The sequence below is a fragment of the Turicibacter sp. TJ11 genome, from assembly GCF_021497505.1.
GTDB lineage: Bacteria > Bacillota_I > Bacilli_A > MOL361 > Turicibacteraceae > Turicibacter.
The window spans coordinates 2,221,069-2,240,101 of record NZ_CP069349.1 but is presented as its reverse complement, the minus strand read 5'-3'; the positions used below and the strand labels follow the sequence as shown (position 1 = coordinate 2,240,101).

Here is a 19,033-nt window from a genome sequence, read left to right as displayed (position 1 = left end):
TCATTAATTATTTTTGAAATGGCATCCCTAATTGAGTTAACAACTCACGAGCTTCTTCATCTGTGTTAGCAGTTGTAACTACAACGATATCCATTCCTCGAACTTTATTTACTTTATCGAAGTCGATTTCTGGGAAAATTAATTGTTCTTTAACACCTAAAGTGTAGTTTCCACGTCCATCGAATGATTTTTTAGAAACTCCGCGGAAGTCGCGCACACGTGGTAAAGAAATTGATACTAATTTATCTAAGAAATCATACATGCGCTCTCCACGTAATGTAACTTTACATCCGATTGGCATTCCCTCACGAAGACGGAAACCAGCGATAGATTTCTTAGCACGTGTGATAACTGGTTTTTGTCCAGTGATTAATGCTAATTCAGCTACTGCCTCATCTAAAACTTTAGAGTTGCTAACTGCATCTCCAATACCCATGTTGATAACGATTTTATCAATAGTTGGGATTTGCATTACAGATTTATATCCGAATTTTTCAACCATTTGGTTTTTTACTTCATTTTCGTATTTTTGACGTAAACGATTCATGCAGGTTTACCTCCCTTCGTTGTTAAACTATATTATAATACTTCACCTGATTTTTTAGCGAAGCGTACTTTTTTACCGTCAACGAATTTATATCCTACGCGTGTTGGTTTACCACTCTTTGGATCTACAATCATAACGTTTGATGCGTGGATCGGTGCTTCAAATTCAACGATTCCACCATCTGGATTCATTTGAGAAGGGCGTACGTGTTTTTTAACAACGTTTACTCCTTCAACAACAACCTTGTTTTTAGTAGGTTGTGCTGAAAGAACAACACCTTCTTTACCTTTATCTTTACCTGAAATGATAACTACTTTATCTCCAGTTTTAATTTGCATATCGTGCACCTCCTAATCTTAAGGATTAAGTGTTAATTAAAGTACTTCTGGAGCTAATGAAACAATACGCATAAAATCTTTATCGCGTAATTCACGAGCTACTGGTCCGAAGATACGAGTACCACGTGGAGATTTATCGTCTTTAATAATAACTGCTGCGTTTTCATCAAATTTAATGTATGATCCATCAGCACGACGAGCTCCAGTTTTCGTACGGACGATTACTGCTTTAACAACATCACCTTTTTTAACAACTCCACCTGGCGCTGCTGACTTAACTGTAGCAACAATAACATCACCGATGTTACCAGTTTTTTTGTGAGAACCACCTAAAATTTTAATTGCTAATAATTCTTTTGCACCAGAGTTATCAGCAACTCTTAAACGTGTTTCTTGTTGAATCATGATTGGACCTCCTTTCAAGACTCCAGTATTTCAATAAAATTAATTAAATAATAACTGCTTTTTCAACAATTTCAACTAAACGGAATTTTTTTGTTTTTGACATAGGACGGCATTCTTCAATGCGAACTAAATCTCCAACTTTTGCTTCATTTAACTCATCGTGAGCTGCATATTTTTTTGAATATTTAACTCGTTTACCGTATAGAGGATGTACTTTGTAAGATTCGATAAGTACAGTAATTGTTTTATCTGTTTTATCTGAAACTACACGTCCAGTAAAAGTTTTTTTAGTACGTTCCATAAGTGAACCTCCTCTCAAGCTCATTATTTATTGTTTTCGCGTTCGCTAATGATCGTTTTCATACGTGCAATACCTTTACGTACTTCACGAATACGACCTGTGTTTTCTAATTGCCCTGTAGCTAATTGGAAACGAAGGTTGAATAACTCATCTTTTAATTCGTTAATTTTAGCTTCGATTTCTGTAGTGGTTAAATTACGGATTTCATTAGCTTTCATTACTATCACCACCGTCTACACGTTTTACAAACTTAGTTTGAACTGGTAATTTGTGAGAAGCTAAACGTAATGCTTCACGAGCGATCTCTTCAGATACACCACCAATTTCAAACATAACTTTTCCAGGTTTTACTACTGCAACCCATCCGTCTGGAGCCCCTTTACCTGATCCCATGCGGACTTCTAAAGGTTTAGCAGTTTTAGCTTGATGAGGGAAGATTTTAATCCATACACGTCCGCTACGTTTCATATAACGAGTCATAGCGATACGAGCTGCTTCGATTTGACGGTTAGTTACCCAAGCACCAGTTGTTGCTTGTAAACCATACTCACCAAATACTACAGTTGTTCCACCTTTTGCACGTCCTTCATAAGACAAGCGGTGAGGGCGACGATATTTTGTACGTTTAGGTACTAACATATTATTTACCCTCCTTTACTTGACGGTTTTTAGTAGGTAATACTTCACCTTTGTAGATCCATACTTTAATACCTAATTTACCGTAAGTTGTATCTGCTTCTGCTGTAGCGTAATCGATATCAGCACGTAATGTATGTAAAGGTACATTTCCTTCACTATATCCTTCAGCACGAGCCATATCTGCTCCACCTAAGCGTCCTGATACTTGAGTTTTAATCCCTTTAGCACCGAATTTGATAGCACGTTGGATTGCAACTTTTTGTACACGACGGAAAGAAGCACGATTTTCTAATTGTTCAGCGATTGAGTTAGCAACTAATTGTGCATCAACTTCAGGACGTTTGATTTCAACGATACGGATGAAAACACGTTTACCTGTCATTTTTTCTAATTGAGCAACAGCTGCATCCTTCTCAGATCCACCACGACCGATTACCATACCTGGTTTAGCCGTATGAATGATAATATTAACACGGTTTTTTGCACGTTCAATTTCAACGCGTGATACCGAAGCTCTTTTGAATTTGTTATTAATGAAATCACGGATTTTTAAATCCTCGTGTAATAAAGTAGCAAAATCTTTATCATTTGCGTACCAACGAGCATCCCAATCACGGATTACACCAACACGTAAACCAATTGGACTAACTTTTTGACCCACTTCGTATCCCTCCTTTAATTATTTTTTCTCTGCTACCACGATTGTGATATGAGATGTTCTTTTATTGATTTGTGATGCACGACCTTGTGCACGTGGACGGAATCGTTTTAATGTTGTACCTTCATTCACATATGCTTCCTTAACATATAATGAATTGATATCTAAGTTTAAATTGTGTTCAGCATTTGCGATAGCTGATTTTAAAACTTTCTCAACAACAGGAGATGCCGCTTTAGGAGTGTGTTTTAAAATTGCGTATGCTTCGCCAACTTGTTTTCCTCGAATTAAGTCGATCACTAAGCGTGCTTTACGAGGAGCAATGCGAACTGTTCTAGCCATAGCTTTAGCTTCCATAGCCATGTCCTCCTCTCAATATTAACGTCTAGTTTTTTTGTCTTCTTTGATGTGTCCTTTGTATGTACGAGTTGGTGCGAATTCACCTAATTTGTGTCCTACCATATCTTCAGTAACATATACAGGAACATGCTTGCGTCCATCATAAACAGCAATTGTATGTCCTACAAACTGTGGGAAAATTGTTGAACGACGTGACCAAGTTTGAATGATTTTTTTGTCTCCGCTTTCGTTAGCAGCTACAACTTTTTTCATTAAATGATCGTCACAGAAAGGTCCCTTTTTTAAACTACGTCCCATTCTAAATTTCCTCCTTTCGAACATTTAGCATATATCTTTATTATTTGTTGCGTCCGCGAACAATTAATTTGCTTGATGCTTTTTTCTTGTTACGAGTTTTTAAACCAAGTGCTGGTTTACCCCATGGTGTAACTGGAGATTTACGTCCGATTGGAGTACGTCCTTCCCCACCACCGTGTGGATGGTCATTAGGGTTCATTACAGAACCGCGAACAGTTGGACGAGTACCTAACCAACGTGTACGACCTGCTTTACCGATGTTTACTAATTCGTGATCAGCATTACCAACTTCACCGATTGTTGCACGGCAAGTTCCTAATACTTTACGAACTTCACCTGAAGCTAAACGAACTAATACGTAACGCTCTTCACGCCCTAAGATTTGAGCAGAAGTTCCTGCTGAACGTACTAATTGTCCACCTTTACCAGGTTTTAATTCGATGTTGTGAATTAATGTACCAACTGGGATATTCATGATTGGTAATGCGTTACCAACTTTAATATCTGCATTAGCACCTGATTCGATTTGCATTCCAACTTTTAATCCTTTAGGAGCGATAATATATCGTTTTTCTCCATCAGCGTAGTTGATTAATGCGATGTTTGCTGAACGGTTTGGATCGTATTCGATTGTAGCAACACGTCCTGGAATACCGTCTTTTGTACGTTTAAAGTCGATGATACGGTATTTACGTTTGTGTCCACCACCGTGATGACGTACTGTGATTTGACCATGATTATTACGCCCTGCTTTTTTGCTTAAAGGAGCTAATAATGATTTCTCTGGTTTATTAGTCGTAATTTCGTCAAATGATAAAACTGACATGTTACGACGACCATTTGTGGTAGGTTTATACTTTTTAATAGCCATCTTGTTCCCTCCTTTTACGACTTATTGATTATACTTCAAACTTTTCGATTGTTTGTCCTTCAGCTAATGTTACGATAGCTTTTTTCATTGAAGGTTTGAATCCTTCATAGCGTCCAACACGACGTTTTTTAGGACGAACGTTAACGATGTTTACTTTCTCAACTTTTACATTGAATAAAGCTTGGCAAGCTTGTTTAACTTCGATTTTGTTTGCTTTTTTATCAACTTCGAAAGTGAATTTACCTTCGTTCATTAAATCGTAAGATTTTTCAGTGATAATTGGGCGCTTAATGATATCTCTAGCATCTTTCATTATGCAAGCACCTCCTCAATCTTTTTAACTGCATCTTGAGTAATAACTAACTTAGTTGCATCTAAAAGATCTAATACATTTAATTGCTCAACTGATAATACTTTAACACCTGGGATGTTACGAGTTGATAATTCAACTGTTGTATTTTCTTCAGCAGTAACAACTAATGCTTTAGATGTAATATTTAAAGCACCTAAAACTGAAATCATTTCTTTAGTTTTTGGAGCTTCGAACGCTAATGCATCTAAAACTACGATATCATTTTCAACTACTTTAGTTGATAACGCAGATTTTAAAGCTAAGCGACGAACTTTTTTGTTTAATTTGTATGCATAGCTACGTGGAACTGGTCCGAATACAATTCCTCCACCACGCCATTGAGGTGCACGAATAGATCCTTGACGAGCACGTCCAGTACCTTTTTGTTTCCAAGGTTTACGTCCACCACCACGTACCTCAGTACGAGTTTTAGTTTTGTGCGTTCCTTGACGCATAGATGCACGTTGCATAATTACAGCATCGAACATTGCTTGTTTATGAGGCTCAATACCGAAGATTGTTTCGTTTAATGCGATTTCTCCAACTTGAGCACCTTGTTGGTTGTATAATGCTACTTGTGGCATTATGAATCCTCCTTTCCTACTGTACTAAACTATTTTGCTTTAACAGCAGAACGAACCATTACTAAAGATTTTTTAGCTCCTGGTACATTTCCTTTGATTAATAAAACGTTACGTTCTGTATCAACTTTAACTACTTCAAGGTTTTGAACAGTTACGATGTTTCCACCAGTTTGTCCAGGTAATTTTTTACCTTTTAAAACGCGGTTAGCAGCAATCGATCCCATTGAACCTGGGCGACGATGGTAACGAGAACCGTGAGCCATTGGTCCACGAGATTGTCCATGACGTTTAATAACACCTTGGAATCCTTTACCTTTAGTCTTACCAGTTACGTCAACAACTTCTCCTTCTGCAAAAGTGTCAACTTTGATCTCTTGACCAACTTGATATTCCGTTACATTTACATTACGGAATTCACGAACGAAGCGCTTAGGCGCTGTTTCAGCTTTAGCAACATGCCCCATTTCTGGTTTGTTAGCTAATTTTTCGCGTTTATCTTCAAATCCAACTTGGATAGCTTCATATCCATCAGTTTCATTTGTTTTAACTTGTAAAACAACGTTAGGTGTTGCTTGCACAACAGTTACAGGAATTAATTTTCCTTCTTCAGTGAAAATTTGAGTCATACCAATTTTTCTACCTAAGATTCCTTTGGCCATGAGTTACACCTCCTATTTCGTATATATTATAATTTAATTTCGATGTCTACACCAGATGGTAAGTCTAAGCGCATTAATGAATCAACAGTTTGAGCAGTTGGTTCAACAATGTCAATCAGACGTTTGTGAGTGCGCATTTCGAATTGCTCACGAGAATCTTTGTATTTATGTACCGCACGTAAGATCGTGTAAACTTGCTTTTCAGTTGGTAGTGGGATTGGCCCTGCTACTTTAGCTCCTGTTTTTTTAGCACTTTCAACGATTTTTTCTGCAGATTGATCTAAAATTCTGTGATCATAAGCTTTTAAACGGATTCTGATTTTTTGTTTTGCCATTTTATTTCCTCCCTTCGCCTATTTTAGGAATAGACTAGCTCCACGAAAATTACCTGTCACACTGCCATGGCAAATCGGCCGGGTGTGTCAGCAACCTTTCGTTTCAACGCTCAAGTCAACATATCTATTATACATAAAAAAGATACAGAAATCAAACATTTTTTATATTTTTTTATTGATTCATGTATATTTAGACAGTGACTCATCTCTTCGCAGTTTTCGGATTATTTTTTACATAAATAAATTTAACATATCTAAAAAAAACAATCAAACATTTATGACAAGTAAATATTGTATTTTAATGAAATATTATTAATTCATATAAAAAAAGCGTTATTTTAGATCTGAAGTATTTTATAGAACAAATAATATTTTGATATCATCTCTCACTCTAAATCAATATGAATCTACCACTAATCTAGCCTATATGTTTTATTTAAAAATTTATTTAATGTCATATAGTCATAAAACTTATTTTTAAGAATATTTTTATTAGTATACTGTTTTTTATTTAGATATATTAATTACAACAATAGTATTCCAAAATCTTATCTTTTTAAATTAGAATTCCTATTTTTATTTTTAACATGAAAGATAGAATATTTTTTTATATTTATGGTACTTATCACATTAAATACTCGGATTTCTTAAAACAAAAAAAGTCCTAGAGAGTAACCCTCTAGGACTAAAAAGTTCAACTATTAGATTATCGATTACTCGATGATGTCTACTACTGAACCAGCACCTACTGTACGTCCACCTTCACGGATAGAGAACTTAGTTCCTTTTTCAACAGCGATTGGCGCGATTAATTCTACAGTCATAGCAACGTTGTCACCTGGCATAACCATTTCAACACCTTCTGGTAATTGGATTACTCCAGTTACGTCAGTTGTACGGAAGTAGAATTGAGGACGGTAGTTTCCGAAGAATGGAGTATGACGTCCACCTTCTTCTTTAGATAATACGTAAACCTCTGAAGTGAATTTTGTATGAGGTTTTACTGATCCTGGTTTAGCTAAAACTTGTCCACGTTGGATTTCTTCACGAGAAATACCACGTAATAAAGCTCCGATGTTATCTCCAGCTTCAGCTTGGTCTAATAATTTACGGAACATTTCAACACCTGTTACAGTTGTTGTTTTTGTTTCATGGTAACCGATGATTTCTACAGAGTCACCAACTTTAACAACCCCACGCTCAACGCGTCCAGTTGCTACAGTACCACGTCCAGTGATTGAGAATACGTCCTCTACTGGCATTAAGAATGGTAAATCAGTTTGACGAGCTGGAGTTGGGATGTACTCATCTACAGCAGCCATTAATTCGTTGATTTTTGCTTCCCATTCAGGTTGTCCTTGTAATGCTAATAATGCAGATCCGTGGATTACTGGAACTTCATCACCTGGGAAATCGTACTCAGATAATAAGTCACGAACTTCCATTTCTACTAATTCTAATAACTCTTCGTCGTCTACCATGTCACATTTGTTTAAGAAAACAACTAAACGAGGTACACCAACTTGGCGAGATAATAAGATGTGCTCACGAGTTTGAGGCATTGGTCCATCAGCAGCAGATACTACTAAGATTCCACCGTCCATTTGAGCAGCACCAGTGATCATGTTTTTAACGTAGTCAGCATGTCCTGGGCAGTCAACGTGTGCATAGTGACGGTTGTCAGTTTCATACTCAACGTGTGCAGTTGAGATAGTGATTCCACGTTCACGCTCTTCTGGTGCACCATCGATTTGATCGTAAGCGCGAGCTTCTGCTTTACCTGATTTAGATAATACAGTTGTGATAGCAGCTGTTAATGTAGTTTTTCCGTGGTCAACGTGACCGATTGTACCGATGTTAACATGCGGTTTAGTACGTTCGAATTTAGCTTTTGCCATGCTAATATCCTCCTCTAAGTTACATTTTTTGTATTTAACATTTTTATTTTACAATACTGCTAATAAGAATGCAAGTATTACATTTTTATTAGCAGTGGATATATGAATACATCAATTAACAACGATTATCCACGATGTTTTTTGATGACTTCATCAGCGATTGATTTTGGAACTTGCTCATAGTGATCCATTTCCATTGAGTAGTTTCCGCGTCCTTGTGTATTAGAACGTAATGCAGTTGCATATCCGAACATTTCAGATAATGGAACATATGCACGGATAACTTGCGCATTACCACGAGCTTCCATTCCGTCTAAACGTCCACGACGAGAAGTGATATCTCCCATTACGTCTCCTAAGTACTCATCTGGGATAACAACTTCAACTTTCATTACTGGTTCTAAAAGAACTGGTTTACATTTGTCATAAGCATTTTTTAATGCCATAGACGCTGCAATTTTGTATGCCATCTCACTTGAGTCGACATCATGGTAAGAACCATCGAATAATGTACATTTAACGTCAACTACAGGGAATCCTGATAATTGTCCATTTTGTAATGCATCTTTTAATCCTGCATCAACAGATCCGATGTATTCACGAGGTACAACCCCACCAACAACAGCATCTACGAATTCATATCCAGCACCTGCTTCTTGTGGTTCGAATTTGATCCACACGTGTCCGTATTGTCCACGTCCACCAGACTGACGTACAAATTTACCTTCTACATCAGCAGCTTGAGTGAATGTTTCACGGTAAGCTACTTGAGGCGCACCGATGTTAGCTTCAACTTTGAATTCACGACGCATACGGTCAACGATGATATCTAAGTGTAACTCACCCATACCTGAGATGATAGTTTCACCAGTTTCTTCGTCTGTATGAGTACGGAAAGTTGGATCTTCTTCAGCTAATTTTTGTAAAGCGATACCCATTTTATCTTGGTCTGCTTTTGATTTAGGTTCAACTGATAAAGAGATTACTGGCTCAGGGAATACCATTGATTCTAAGATAACTTCGTTATCTGGATCACATAAAGTATCTCCTGTTGTAGTATCTTTTAAACCTACAGCTGCAGCGATATCTCCTGCGTATACTTCAGAGATTTCTTGACGGCTGTTAGCGTGCATTTGTAATAAACGTCCAACACGCTCACGTTTACCTTTAGTTGAGTTTAATACGTAAGTTCCTGATTGGATTGTTCCTGAATAAACACGGAAGAATGTTAACTTACCTACGAATGGGTCAGTCATAACTTTGAATGCTAATGCTGCGAATGGTTCTTCATCAGAAGCATGACGCTCAACTTCAGTTCCATCTTCTAATGTTCCTTTGATTGCAGGAATATCAGTTGGAGCTGGTAAGTAGTCAATAACAGCATCTAACATTAACTGAACACCTTTGTTTTTGAAGGCTGATCCACATAATACAGGGAATAATTCAACGTTGATTGTAGCACGACGAATCGCAGCTTTTAATTCTTCGATTGAAATTTCTTCACCTTCTAAGTATTTCATCATTAACTCTTCATCTAAGTTAGATACCGATTCAATTAATTGATCACGGTACATTTCAGCATCTTCTAAGTGAGCTGCATCGATTTCTCCAACTTGGATGTCAGTTCCTAAATCATTTGTATACATGTATTGTTTCATTTCAACTAAGTCAATGATACCTTCGAAATCATCTTCAGCACCGATTGGTAATTGAATTGGAAGAGCGTTAGCTCCTAAACGATCATGTAAAGTTTTTACAGAGTATAAGAAATCCGCACCTGTTTTATCCATTTTGTTAACGAATACGATACGTGGTACTCCGTATGTAGTAGCTTGGCGCCAAACTGTTTCAGTTTGAGGCTCAACTCCTGATTGTGCATCTAATACTGCTACTGCACCATCTAATACACGTAATGAACGTTCAACTTCTACTGTGAAGTCTACGTGACCTGGTGTATCGATGATGTTTACGCGATGACCATTCCAAGCAGCTGTTGTTGCAGCAGATGTGATTGTGATACCACGCTCTTGCTCTTGAGCCATCCAGTCCATTTGAGAAGCACCATCGTGAGTTTCTCCGATTTTATGGATACGACCAGTGTAGTATAAGATACGTTCTGTAGTAGTCGTTTTACCAGCATCGATGTGTGCCATGATCCCGATATTACGAGTGTGATTTAAAGAGAATTCTCTTGCCATGTTCCGTTACTCCTCTCATAGTGAAATACTAAACTTTAAGGATTACTAGAGACCCAGTAATCCTAAAGTTATTTAAAATATTACCAACGGTAATGAGCGAATGCTTTGTTAGCTTCAGCCATTTTGTGAGTATCCTCACGTTTTTTAACAGATGCACCTGTGTTGTTAGCTGCATCGATAATTTCGTTAGCTAAGCGTTGCTCCATAGTTTTTTCTCCGCGAGAGCGAGAGTATTGAACTAACCAACGTAATCCTAAAGTGATTCGGCGCTCTGGACGAACCTCAACTGGTACTTGGTAGTTAGCTCCACCAATACGGCGAGCTTTAACTTCTAATACTGGCATGATGTTTTCGATTGCTTCTTCGAATACTTCCATTGGTTCGCGACCAGTTTTCTCAGAAATGATATCGAATGCATTATATAAGATTGTTTGTGCAGTACCTTTTTTACCATCTTGCATGATGTTGTTGATTAAACGAGATACTAATTTAGAGTTATAAATTGGATCTGGCAAAACATCGCGTTTTGCTACATGTCCTTTACGTGGCATAATTTAGCCTCCCTTCCATTTTATCGAAAAAAGTTAATTATTTTTTAGCTGCTTTTGGTTTTTTTGTTCCGTATTTAGAACGACCTTGCATACGTCCATCTACACCTGTAGCATCTAAAGTACCACGAACGATATGATAACGTACCCCTGGTAAGTCTTTTACACGTCCACCGCGAATTAAAACAACGCTGTGCTCTTGTAATTTGTGTCCAATACCAGGAATGTATGCTGTTACTTCTAAACCGTTTGTTAAACGTACACGGGCATATTTACGTAAAGCCGAGTTTGGTTTTTTAGGTGTCATTGTAGCAACACGAGTACATACCCCACGTTTTTGTGGAGAGTATAAGTTAGTTTGTTCTTTCTTTAAACTATTGTACCCTACATTTAAATGACGAGATTTAGATTTTGTTTCTTTACTTTGACGTCCTTTACGAACTAATTGGTTAATAGTTGGCATATTAGTCCTCCTCTCATAAACTTAGTCCACTTATCCAGGTGGTTCATTTTAGTTAGAAAAAGTAAGCTTTGCCTAAAGGCAAAACTCACTTTATTTTTTTAAAAGCCTTTATTAATCTAACATTTTTTTAGAATAATGTCAACAGTTCGAAAAAGTTTTTCATATTTTTCAACTGTATTATTGGCTTTTTTTTCAATCTTATTCGTCTTCAGCTTCAAATAAATCAGTTTCATCGAAATCTAGCTCGATATCTAACTCATCTAAATCATCTTCTAACGAAAAATCTACTGAATCAGTTGGTAGTTTTAAATCTGTAGTTACTGTATCAAATGGTAAGATTTCTTCTTCCATATCATCTTCGTTTTTATGAACTGGTTGAATATGATCTTCACGTAATACACCTGTTCCGGCTGGGATTAACTTACCGATGATAACATTTTCTTTTAATCCGATTAACTCATCTACTTTACCTTTGATTGCAGCATCAGTAAGAACGCGTGTTGTTTCCTGGAATGATGCAGCAGATAAGAATGATTCAGTTTCTAACGAAGCTTTAGTGATACCTAGAATCGTTGGAATACCTACAGCTGGGCGTTTTCCGCGCATAATTGCAGCGGCATTAACACGTGTGTATTGAGTTGTATCAATTAATGATCCTGGTAAGATATCTGTGTCTCCACCATCGATAACTTTAACCTTTTTCATCATTTGATGAACCATGATCTCAATATGTTTATCTGATAATTCTACCCCTTGTGCGCGGTATACGTTTTGTACTTCTTTTAAGATATATGCTTGTACAGCGGCAACATCCTTAACGCGTAATAATTCTTTAGGATCGATTGAACCTTCTGTTAACATATCACCTGCAAATACTTCATCACCCTCAGATACTAATGGTTGTACCCCGTATGGTAATAAGTAATTACGGCTTTCTAATTTATTCGTTAATGTAATTTCATAACGGTTTTTAGTGTTTGCTTTAATTGTAGTGATAACACCGTCAATTTCAGCGATAATTGCACGTCCTTTTGGATTACGCGCCTCAAATAGCTCTTGGATACGAGGTAACCCTTGTGTGATATCCGCTCCGGCTACCCCTCCTGTATGGAATGTACGCATCGTTAACTGAGTACCTGGTTCACCGATTGACTGAGCAGCCATAATACCTACAGCTTCCCCAACTTCAACCTCTTTACCAGTTGCTAAGTTTTGACCATAACATTTCTTACATACACCTTTTTGAGCATTACATGAGTAAATTGTACGAATATCTATTCCTTCAATTCCTGCATCAACAATTGTTTTAGCTAATTCGTCCGAAATATAGACATTACGTTCAGCAATTTTTTCTTTTGTTACTGGATGATACACAGGTTTCGCTGTATAGCGTCCCACGATACGATCAAATAATGTCTCCACTGTTTGACCACGTTGTTTGATTTCTGTAATATATTGTCCTTTATCTGTACCACAGTCTTCTTCGCGTACAATGACATCTTGTGCAACGTCAACTAAACGACGAGTTAAATAACCTGAATCGGCTGTTTTTAAGGCTGTATCGGCTAACCCTTTACGAGCACCATGGGTAGAGATGAAGAACTCAGTTACTGTTAAACCTTCACGGAATGAAGATTTGATTGGTAACTCAATTGTTTTACCAGATGGGTTGGCCATTAATCCACGCATACCGGCTAACTGAGTAAAGTTTGATGCGTTACCACGGGCTCCAGAGTCACTCATCATGTAAATGTGGTTATCTGCTGGTAACTCATTCATTAAGACATGTTGAATTTCATCTTTTACTTTTGCCCAAACATCGATAACTAAACGATAACGCTCATCGTCTGTTAATAATCCACGATTATAGAATTCTTGAATTTGAGCGACTTTATCGTCACCTTCTTTTAATAACTCTTTTTTCTTAGAAGATACGACTACGTCAGCAACCCCTACCGAGATACCAGCAACAGTTGAATACTTAAATCCTAAATCTTTTAATCGGTCTAACATACGTGATGTTTCAGTTGTTTTATAAATACGGAATACTTCAGAGATGATATCTCCTAAGAATTTTTTCTTAAATGGAGAAACAATCTTTACATCCGATAAATATTCTTTAATATTTGTTCCTTTTTCAACGAAATACTTAGCAGGTGTTGCACCTTGTAAGTTTACCATCGTTGGTTCATTTAAATAAGGGAATGTTTTAGGTAAGATCGCATTGAAAATAACTTTCCCTAAAGTTGTAATAATGTATTTATTATTTTGTTCTTCAGTGAATGTCATATTATTTAATGCATTTGCATCAATAGCAATACGAGAGTGTAACGTAACATATCCATTTGCATACGCCATCATTAACTCATTTGTATCTTTATAAATGTTACCTTCACCTTTTGCCCCGGCTTCTTCCATTGTTAAGTAGTAGTTACCTAATACCATATCCTGAGATGGAGTAACAACTGGTTTACCGTCTTTCGGGTTTAAGATGTTATTTGCAGCTAACATTAATAAACGTGCTTCTGCTTGTGCTTCTTGTGATAATGGTACGTGAACCGCCATCTGGTCACCGTCAAAGTCGGCATTAAATGCTGTCGTTACAAGTGGGTGAAGACGGATAGCACGTCCTTCTACGATTTTAGGTTCGAAAGCTTGAATTCCTAAACGGTGTAACGTAGGGGCACGGTTTAATAAGACCGGATGCTCACGAATGACGTCTTCAACAACATCCCATAATGCATCATCCATACGTTCAATCATTTTTTTAGCACTCTTAATATTTTGAGCTAAATCACGTTCTACTAACTCTTTCATAACAAACGGCTTGAATAACTCAAGTGCCATTTCTTTTGGTAATCCACATTGATACATCTTTAAGTCTGGTCCTACTACGATTACCGAACGTCCAGAGTAGTCAACACGTTTACCTAATAAGTTTTGACGGAAACGACCTTGTTTACCTTTTAACATATGAGAAAGTGATTTTAATGGACGGTTTCCTGGTCCAGTTACTGGACGTCCACGACGACCGTTATCAATTAAAGCATCAACTGCTTCTTGAATCATACGCTTTTCATTGTTAATGATGATATTAGGTGCTCCGATTTCTAAGTAGCGAATTAAACGGTTATTACGGTTAATAACACGACGATATAAGTCATTTAAGTCAGATGTTGCAAAGCGTCCACCGTCTAATTGAACCATTGGACGTAATTCAGGTGGAATAACCGGTAATACGTCTAAAATCATCCAATCAGGACGGTTTCCTGAGTTACGGAATGATTCTACTACTTCTAAACGTTTAATAACTTTACCACGTTTTTGACCTTGTGCAACTTTTAATTCTGAGCGTAATTCTTTCGCTAATTGATCTAAATCTAATGATTCTAATAAACTCTTAATGGCTTCGGCACCCATCCCTACTTGGAATGTGTTCCCCCATTTTTCATATGCTTCACGATATTCTTTTTCTGTTAATACTTTTTGTTTAATTAAATCAGTTTTACCTGGATCAATAACAACATAGTTTACAAAGTAAATAACTTCTTCAAGTTCGCGTGGGGACATATTTAATAATAGCCCCATACGACTTGGAATACCTTTTACATACCAGATATGTGCAACAGGTGCAGCAAGTTCGATGTGCCCCATACGTTCACGACGAACTTTTGCTACTGTTACTTCTACACCACAACGATCACAAACGATTCCTTCGTGGCGTATACGTTTATATTTACCACAAGCACACTCGCAGTCTTTTTGAGGACCGAAGATACGCTCACAGAATAATCCATCTTTTTCAGGTTTTAATGTACGATAGTTAATTGTCTCAGATTTTTTTACTTCACCATAAGACCATTTACGGATTGTATCTGAAGATGCTAATCCAATCTTCATATACTTAAACTTATTAACATCTACCAAGGCGATTCCCTCCTTGCGTCTAATTATTCTTCAACAGTTTCTGGAACAACGATTTGATGAGTTTTTACATTCTCAAGATCGCGAATTTCAATTTCATCTTTTTCATCAGATAAGATTTTAACGTCCATACCTAATGATTGTAACTCTTTGACTAATACTCGGAATGACTCAGGGATACCTGGTTCAGGAACATTCTCTCCACGTACGATAGCTTCATATGTTTTAACACGTCCTGTAATATCATCTGATTTCACGGTTAAGATTTCTTGTAATGTGTATGCCGCACCATATGCTTCAAGTGCCCATACCTCCATCTCTCCGAAACGTTGTCCACCAAATTGAGCTTTACCTCCAAGTGGTTGTTGAGTTACTAATGAGTAAGGTCCAATTGAACGAGCATGTAACTTGTCATCAACCATGTGAGCAAGTTTGATCATGTACATGACTCCAACTGAAATTCTATTATCGAATTTTTCACCTGTACGTCCATCGTATAATACAGTTTTTGCATCTGGATCCATACCAGCTTCTGCAATAATTGCTTCTAAGTCTTCAGTTTTAACACCATCGAACACCGGTGTTGCTACGTGAATTCCTAATTTTTTAGCGGCCATTCCTAAGTGAATTTCTAGAATCTGACCAATGTTCATACGTGATGGTACCCCTAATGGGTTTAACATGATGTCCACTGGTGTTCCATCTGGCATATATGGCATATCTTCTTGAGGTAAGATTTTAGAGATAACCCCTTTGTTTCCATGGCGTCCGGCCATTTTATCTCCCTCAGAGATTTTACGTTTTTGAACAATGTAAATACGAATTACTTCGTTGACACCTGGTGATAAATCATCACCATTGCGACGAGAGAAATATTTAACATCGTGTACAATTCCGTCTCCACCATGTGGTACACGTAATGATGTATCACGAACTTCACGTGCTTTTTCACCAAAGATAGCGTGTAATAAACGTTCTTCTGCTGTTAATTCTGTTTGACCTTTAGCAGTTACTTTACCTACTAAGATATCATCTTCTTTAACTTCCGCACCGATACGAATAATTCCACGATCGTCTAAGTTTTTAAGTGCTTCTTCACCAACACCTGGAATATCACGTGTGATTTCTTCTGGTCCTAACTTAGTATCACGAGCTTCTAATTCATATTCTTCAATGTGAATTGATGTATACACATCATCTTTTACTAAGCGTTCACTCATGATGATGGCATCCTCATAGTTATATCCATTCCATGTCATGAATGCTACAACTACGTTACGTCCTAATGCTAATTCTCCACTTTCCATTGATGAACTATCTGCTAATACTTCACCAGCATTAATGTAGTCACCTAAGCGTACAATTGGACGTTGATTTAATACAGTACTTGAGTTCGAACGAACAAATTTAATTAATGGATAACGATCTAATCCACCATCAGCTTCACGACGAATACGGATTTGTTTTGAGTCAACGTATTCTACTGTTCCGCTGTTTTGAGCAACAACTGCTTGTCCAGAGTCTTTTGCTGCTACATATTCCATACCTGTCCCAACAAATGGTGCTTCAGGAATTAATAAAGGAATTGCCTGACGTTGCATGTTGGCACCCATTAACGCACGGTTGGCATCATCGTGCTCTAAGAATGGAATACATGCTGTCGCAACAGATACGATCTGTTTTGGAGATACGTCTACGAAATCAACACGTTCAGCAGGAACGATTAAGTTTTCACCGCGATGACGAACGATTACTTTTTCAGGTAGGCAATCATTTGCATCTAAATCTAAACCAGCTTGTGCAACAACATAACGATCTTCTTCATCAGCTGTTAAATAACGGATTTCTCCAGTTACTTGCATTTTTGTTTCGCCAGTTGCTTCATCTACAATTGGAACAACACGGCGATATGGTGTTTCAATAAATCCAAATTCATTGACTTTTGCATATGATGATAAAGAGTTAATTAACCCGATGTTTGGTCCCTCTGGTGTTTCGATAGGACACATACGTCCGTAATGAGAGTAGTGAACGTCACGTACTTCCATTCCAGCTCGTTCACGTGTTAAACCACCTGGCCCTAACGCAGATAAACGACGTTTATGCGTTAACTCTGATAATGGGTTTGTTTGATCCATGAACTGTGATAACTGTGAACTACCAAAGAACTCTTTAATAGCTGCTGTTACAGGACGAATGTTAATTAAGCTTGATGGAGTGATTCCTTCGCTTTCTTGAATTGACATTCTCTCTTTAACAACACGTTCCATACGAGATAATCCGATACGGAACTGATTTTGTAATAACTCACCTACTAGGCGTAAACGACGATTTCCTAAATGATCAATATCATCTAAGTAACCAACTGAATCTAATAAGTTAAAGAAGTAACTTACAGATGCAAAAATATCTGAAGTTGTAATGTATTTACATTCATCTTCTACATTACCGATAATTTTTACAACTTGATCTCCTTCGTTTACTCTTGGTGAATAAACTTCGAATTCTTGAACATAAGTTTCAGTTTCCTCTAAAGGATTTACTAATTCGACTTTTTTAATATTTAAACGATCAATTTTATCTGCTAAAACCTCTTCGAAAATACGACGTGTAATAACAGTACCTTCTTCAACAAGCACTTCACCTGTCTCTGAATCAAAGATGTCGCTAGCTAATTTTTGATTTAATAAGCGCTCTTGTGCACTTAATTTTTTGTTAAATTTATAACGTCCAACATGAGCTAAGTCGTATCGTTTAGGATCAAAGAAACGAGAAACGAATAAAGTTCGCGCACCATCGATCGTTGCATGTTCACCTTGACGAAGTTTTTGGAAGATTTCCATTAAAGCTTCATCAGAATTAACTGTTTGGTCTTTTTCTAATGTATTTAAGATATATTGATTTTCACCAAACATCTCGATGATTTGTTCTTTTGTTGAAAGTCCTAATGCACGTAATAAAACTGTAATTGGAATTTTACGTGTTCTATCGACACGAACATAAACAATGTCTTTTGCATCAAGTTCATATTCTAACCACGCACCACGGTTAGGGATAACTTGTGCAGCATATTTTTCTTTACCGCTCTTTTTATCAGTTTCTTTATTGTAATAAACACCTGATGAACGGACTAATTGTGATACGATTACACGTTCAGAACCGTTAATAACGAACGTTCCTGTTGGGGTCATTAAAGGGAAATCCCCCATGTATACTTCGCTTTCCTTCACTTCCTTAATTGCGTGTGTTTCTTCGTCTTTAATGTGTAGACGAACTTTAACACGTAAAGGGGCAGCATAGTTAGCATCGCGTTCTTTAGCTTCTAAAACAGAATATTTTGGTTCTCCTAAGCTATACCCAACGAATTCAAGCGCTAAATTACCATTATTGTCTTCAATTGGAGAAATGTCTTTAAACATTTCACGAATACCTTCATCAAGGAACCACTGATAAGAAGCAGTTTGAATTTCAATTAAGTTAGGGAGTTCGAGTGCAACATCAATTCTTGAGTAGTTACGACGTTGTCTCTTTTTACCATATTGAACAATTTTCCCTGCCACGCGTTTCACCTCTTTGTATGTTTATGTAAACTTTTGTTGTTTTTTTTATTCAACACCTAATGTATTTGACTTAGCACATGTAAAATACAAGCAGTA

General features: G+C 37.2%; 20 protein-coding genes. All 20 read right to left on the bottom strand.

Annotated elements, in window-relative coordinates:
- Positions 1–7: 7 nt before the first annotated feature.
- Positions 8–547, bottom strand: a complete 540-nt coding sequence (gene rplE / locus JRC48_RS10725; RefSeq protein WP_055275538.1) for a 50S ribosomal protein L5 — start codon at positions 545–547, stop codon at positions 8–10.
- 32 nt (positions 548–579) lie between these two features.
- Complete coding sequence (rplX, locus tag JRC48_RS10720; protein WP_235069505.1) at positions 580–885, bottom strand: 50S ribosomal protein L24; 306 nt, start codon at positions 883–885, stop codon at positions 580–582.
- Between the two features lie 36 nt (positions 886–921).
- Positions 922–1,290, bottom strand: a complete 369-nt coding sequence (gene rplN / locus JRC48_RS10715) for a 50S ribosomal protein L14 (RefSeq protein WP_055243011.1) — start codon at positions 1,288–1,290, stop codon at positions 922–924.
- Between the two features lie 43 nt (positions 1,291–1,333).
- Entirely contained in the window at positions 1,334–1,591 is a 258-nt protein-coding gene (rpsQ, locus tag JRC48_RS10710; protein WP_068759272.1) for a 30S ribosomal protein S17, read from the bottom strand.
- 23 nt (positions 1,592–1,614) lie between these two features.
- Positions 1,615–1,809: a 50S ribosomal protein L29 gene (rpmC, locus tag JRC48_RS10705; RefSeq protein WP_055243015.1), complete on the bottom strand. Its 195-nt coding sequence runs from the start codon at positions 1,807–1,809 to the stop codon at positions 1,615–1,617.
- Positions 1,799–2,230 (bottom strand): 50S ribosomal protein L16, encoded by a 432-nt coding sequence (gene rplP, locus JRC48_RS10700; protein WP_055243016.1) that lies wholly within the window; start codon positions 2,228–2,230, stop codon positions 1,799–1,801. Before rplP ends, rpmC begins: the two co-directional genes overlap by 11 nt.
- Before the next feature lies 1 nt (position 2,231).
- Positions 2,232–2,891 (bottom strand): 30S ribosomal protein S3, encoded by a 660-nt coding sequence (rpsC, locus tag JRC48_RS10695; protein WP_235069504.1) that lies wholly within the window; start codon positions 2,889–2,891, stop codon positions 2,232–2,234.
- Positions 2,892–2,909: 18 nt separating this feature from the next.
- Positions 2,910–3,245 (bottom strand): 50S ribosomal protein L22, encoded by a 336-nt coding sequence (gene rplV / locus JRC48_RS10690; RefSeq protein WP_235069503.1) that lies wholly within the window; start codon positions 3,243–3,245, stop codon positions 2,910–2,912.
- 21 nt (positions 3,246–3,266) lie between these two features.
- Positions 3,267–3,545: a 30S ribosomal protein S19 gene (rpsS, locus tag JRC48_RS10685; protein WP_055243022.1), complete on the bottom strand. Its 279-nt coding sequence runs from the start codon at positions 3,543–3,545 to the stop codon at positions 3,267–3,269.
- Between the two features lie 40 nt (positions 3,546–3,585).
- Entirely contained in the window at positions 3,586–4,416 is an 831-nt protein-coding gene (gene rplB, locus JRC48_RS10680; RefSeq protein ID WP_235069502.1) for a 50S ribosomal protein L2, read from the bottom strand.
- Positions 4,417–4,444: 28 nt separating this feature from the next.
- A complete protein-coding gene (gene rplW / locus JRC48_RS10675) occupies positions 4,445–4,729 on the bottom strand; it encodes a 50S ribosomal protein L23 (RefSeq protein ID WP_235069501.1) in 285 nt (94 codons plus the stop codon).
- Positions 4,729–5,352 (bottom strand): 50S ribosomal protein L4, encoded by a 624-nt coding sequence (rplD, locus tag JRC48_RS10670; RefSeq protein WP_235069500.1) that lies wholly within the window; start codon positions 5,350–5,352, stop codon positions 4,729–4,731. The genes rplW and rplD overlap by 1 nt, the downstream gene beginning before the upstream one ends.
- Positions 5,353–5,381: 29 nt before the next feature.
- Entirely contained in the window at positions 5,382–6,011 is a 630-nt protein-coding gene (rplC, locus tag JRC48_RS10665) for a 50S ribosomal protein L3 (RefSeq protein ID WP_235069499.1), read from the bottom strand.
- 26 nt (positions 6,012–6,037) lie between these two features.
- Positions 6,038–6,346, bottom strand: coding sequence for a 30S ribosomal protein S10 (gene rpsJ, locus JRC48_RS10660; RefSeq protein ID WP_055243029.1), 309 nt, complete (start codon positions 6,344–6,346; stop codon positions 6,038–6,040).
- A 713-nt stretch (positions 6,347–7,059) separates the two neighbouring features.
- Positions 7,060–8,244, bottom strand: a complete 1,185-nt coding sequence (gene tuf, locus JRC48_RS10655) for an elongation factor Tu (protein ID WP_235069498.1) — start codon at positions 8,242–8,244, stop codon at positions 7,060–7,062.
- 125 nt (positions 8,245–8,369) lie between these two features.
- On the bottom strand, positions 8,370–10,442 hold the full coding sequence (gene fusA, locus JRC48_RS10650; protein WP_235069497.1) for an elongation factor G: 2,073 nt from the start codon (positions 10,440–10,442) through the stop codon (positions 8,370–8,372).
- Between the two features lie 80 nt (positions 10,443–10,522).
- Complete coding sequence (rpsG, locus tag JRC48_RS10645) at positions 10,523–10,993, bottom strand: 30S ribosomal protein S7 (RefSeq protein WP_235069496.1); 471 nt, start codon at positions 10,991–10,993, stop codon at positions 10,523–10,525.
- Between the two features lie 37 nt (positions 10,994–11,030).
- Positions 11,031–11,453: a 30S ribosomal protein S12 gene (gene rpsL / locus JRC48_RS10640; RefSeq protein WP_055243034.1), complete on the bottom strand. Its 423-nt coding sequence runs from the start codon at positions 11,451–11,453 to the stop codon at positions 11,031–11,033.
- A 198-nt stretch (positions 11,454–11,651) separates the two neighbouring features.
- Entirely contained in the window at positions 11,652–15,380 is a 3,729-nt protein-coding gene (gene rpoC / locus JRC48_RS10635) for a DNA-directed RNA polymerase subunit beta' (RefSeq protein WP_235069495.1), read from the bottom strand.
- A 23-nt stretch (positions 15,381–15,403) separates the two neighbouring features.
- Positions 15,404–18,946, bottom strand: coding sequence for a DNA-directed RNA polymerase subunit beta (rpoB, locus tag JRC48_RS10630; RefSeq protein WP_255703597.1), 3,543 nt, complete (start codon positions 18,944–18,946; stop codon positions 15,404–15,406).
- Positions 18,947–19,033 lie beyond the last annotated feature (87 nt).

Bases quoted from the DNA above. Each gene is read 5' to 3' on its own strand.
- rplE (WP_055275538.1), bottom strand. From the start codon at position 547: ATGAATCGTTTACGTCAAAAATACGAAAATGAAGTAAAAAACCAAATG.
- rplX (WP_235069505.1), bottom strand. From the start codon at position 885: ATGCAAATTAAAACTGGAGATAAAGTAGTTATCATTTCAGGTAAAGAT.
- rplN (WP_055243011.1), bottom strand. From the start codon at position 1,290: ATGATTCAACAAGAAACACGTTTAAGAGTTGCTGATAACTCTGGTGCA.
- rpsQ (WP_068759272.1), bottom strand. From the start codon at position 1,591: ATGGAACGTACTAAAAAAACTTTTACTGGACGTGTAGTTTCAGATAAA.
- rpmC (WP_055243015.1), bottom strand. From the start codon at position 1,809: ATGAAAGCTAATGAAATCCGTAATTTAACCACTACAGAAATCGAAGCT.
- rplP (WP_055243016.1), bottom strand. From the start codon at position 2,230: ATGTTAGTACCTAAACGTACAAAATATCGTCGCCCTCACCGCTTGTCT.
- rplV (WP_235069503.1), bottom strand. From the start codon at position 3,245: ATGGAAGCTAAAGCTATGGCTAGAACAGTTCGCATTGCTCCTCGTAAA.
- rpsS (WP_055243022.1), bottom strand. From the start codon at position 3,545: ATGGGACGTAGTTTAAAAAAGGGACCTTTCTGTGACGATCATTTAATG.
- rplB (WP_235069502.1), bottom strand. From the start codon at position 4,416: ATGGCTATTAAAAAGTATAAACCTACCACAAATGGTCGTCGTAACATG.
- rplW (WP_235069501.1), bottom strand. From the start codon at position 4,729: ATGAAAGATGCTAGAGATATCATTAAGCGCCCAATTATCACTGAAAAA.
- rplD (WP_235069500.1), bottom strand. From the start codon at position 5,352: ATGCCACAAGTAGCATTATACAACCAACAAGGTGCTCAAGTTGGAGAA.
- rplC (WP_235069499.1), bottom strand. From the start codon at position 6,011: ATGGCCAAAGGAATCTTAGGTAGAAAAATTGGTATGACTCAAATTTTC.
- rpsJ (WP_055243029.1), bottom strand. From the start codon at position 6,346: ATGGCAAAACAAAAAATCAGAATCCGTTTAAAAGCTTATGATCACAGA.
- tuf (WP_235069498.1), bottom strand. From the start codon at position 8,244: ATGGCAAAAGCTAAATTCGAACGTACTAAACCGCATGTTAACATCGGT.
- fusA (WP_235069497.1), bottom strand. From the start codon at position 10,442: ATGGCAAGAGAATTCTCTTTAAATCACACTCGTAATATCGGGATCATG.
- rpsG (WP_235069496.1), bottom strand. From the start codon at position 10,993: ATGCCACGTAAAGGACATGTAGCAAAACGCGATGTTTTGCCAGATCCA.
- rpsL (WP_055243034.1), bottom strand. From the start codon at position 11,453: ATGCCAACTATTAACCAATTAGTTCGTAAAGGACGTCAAAGTAAAGAA.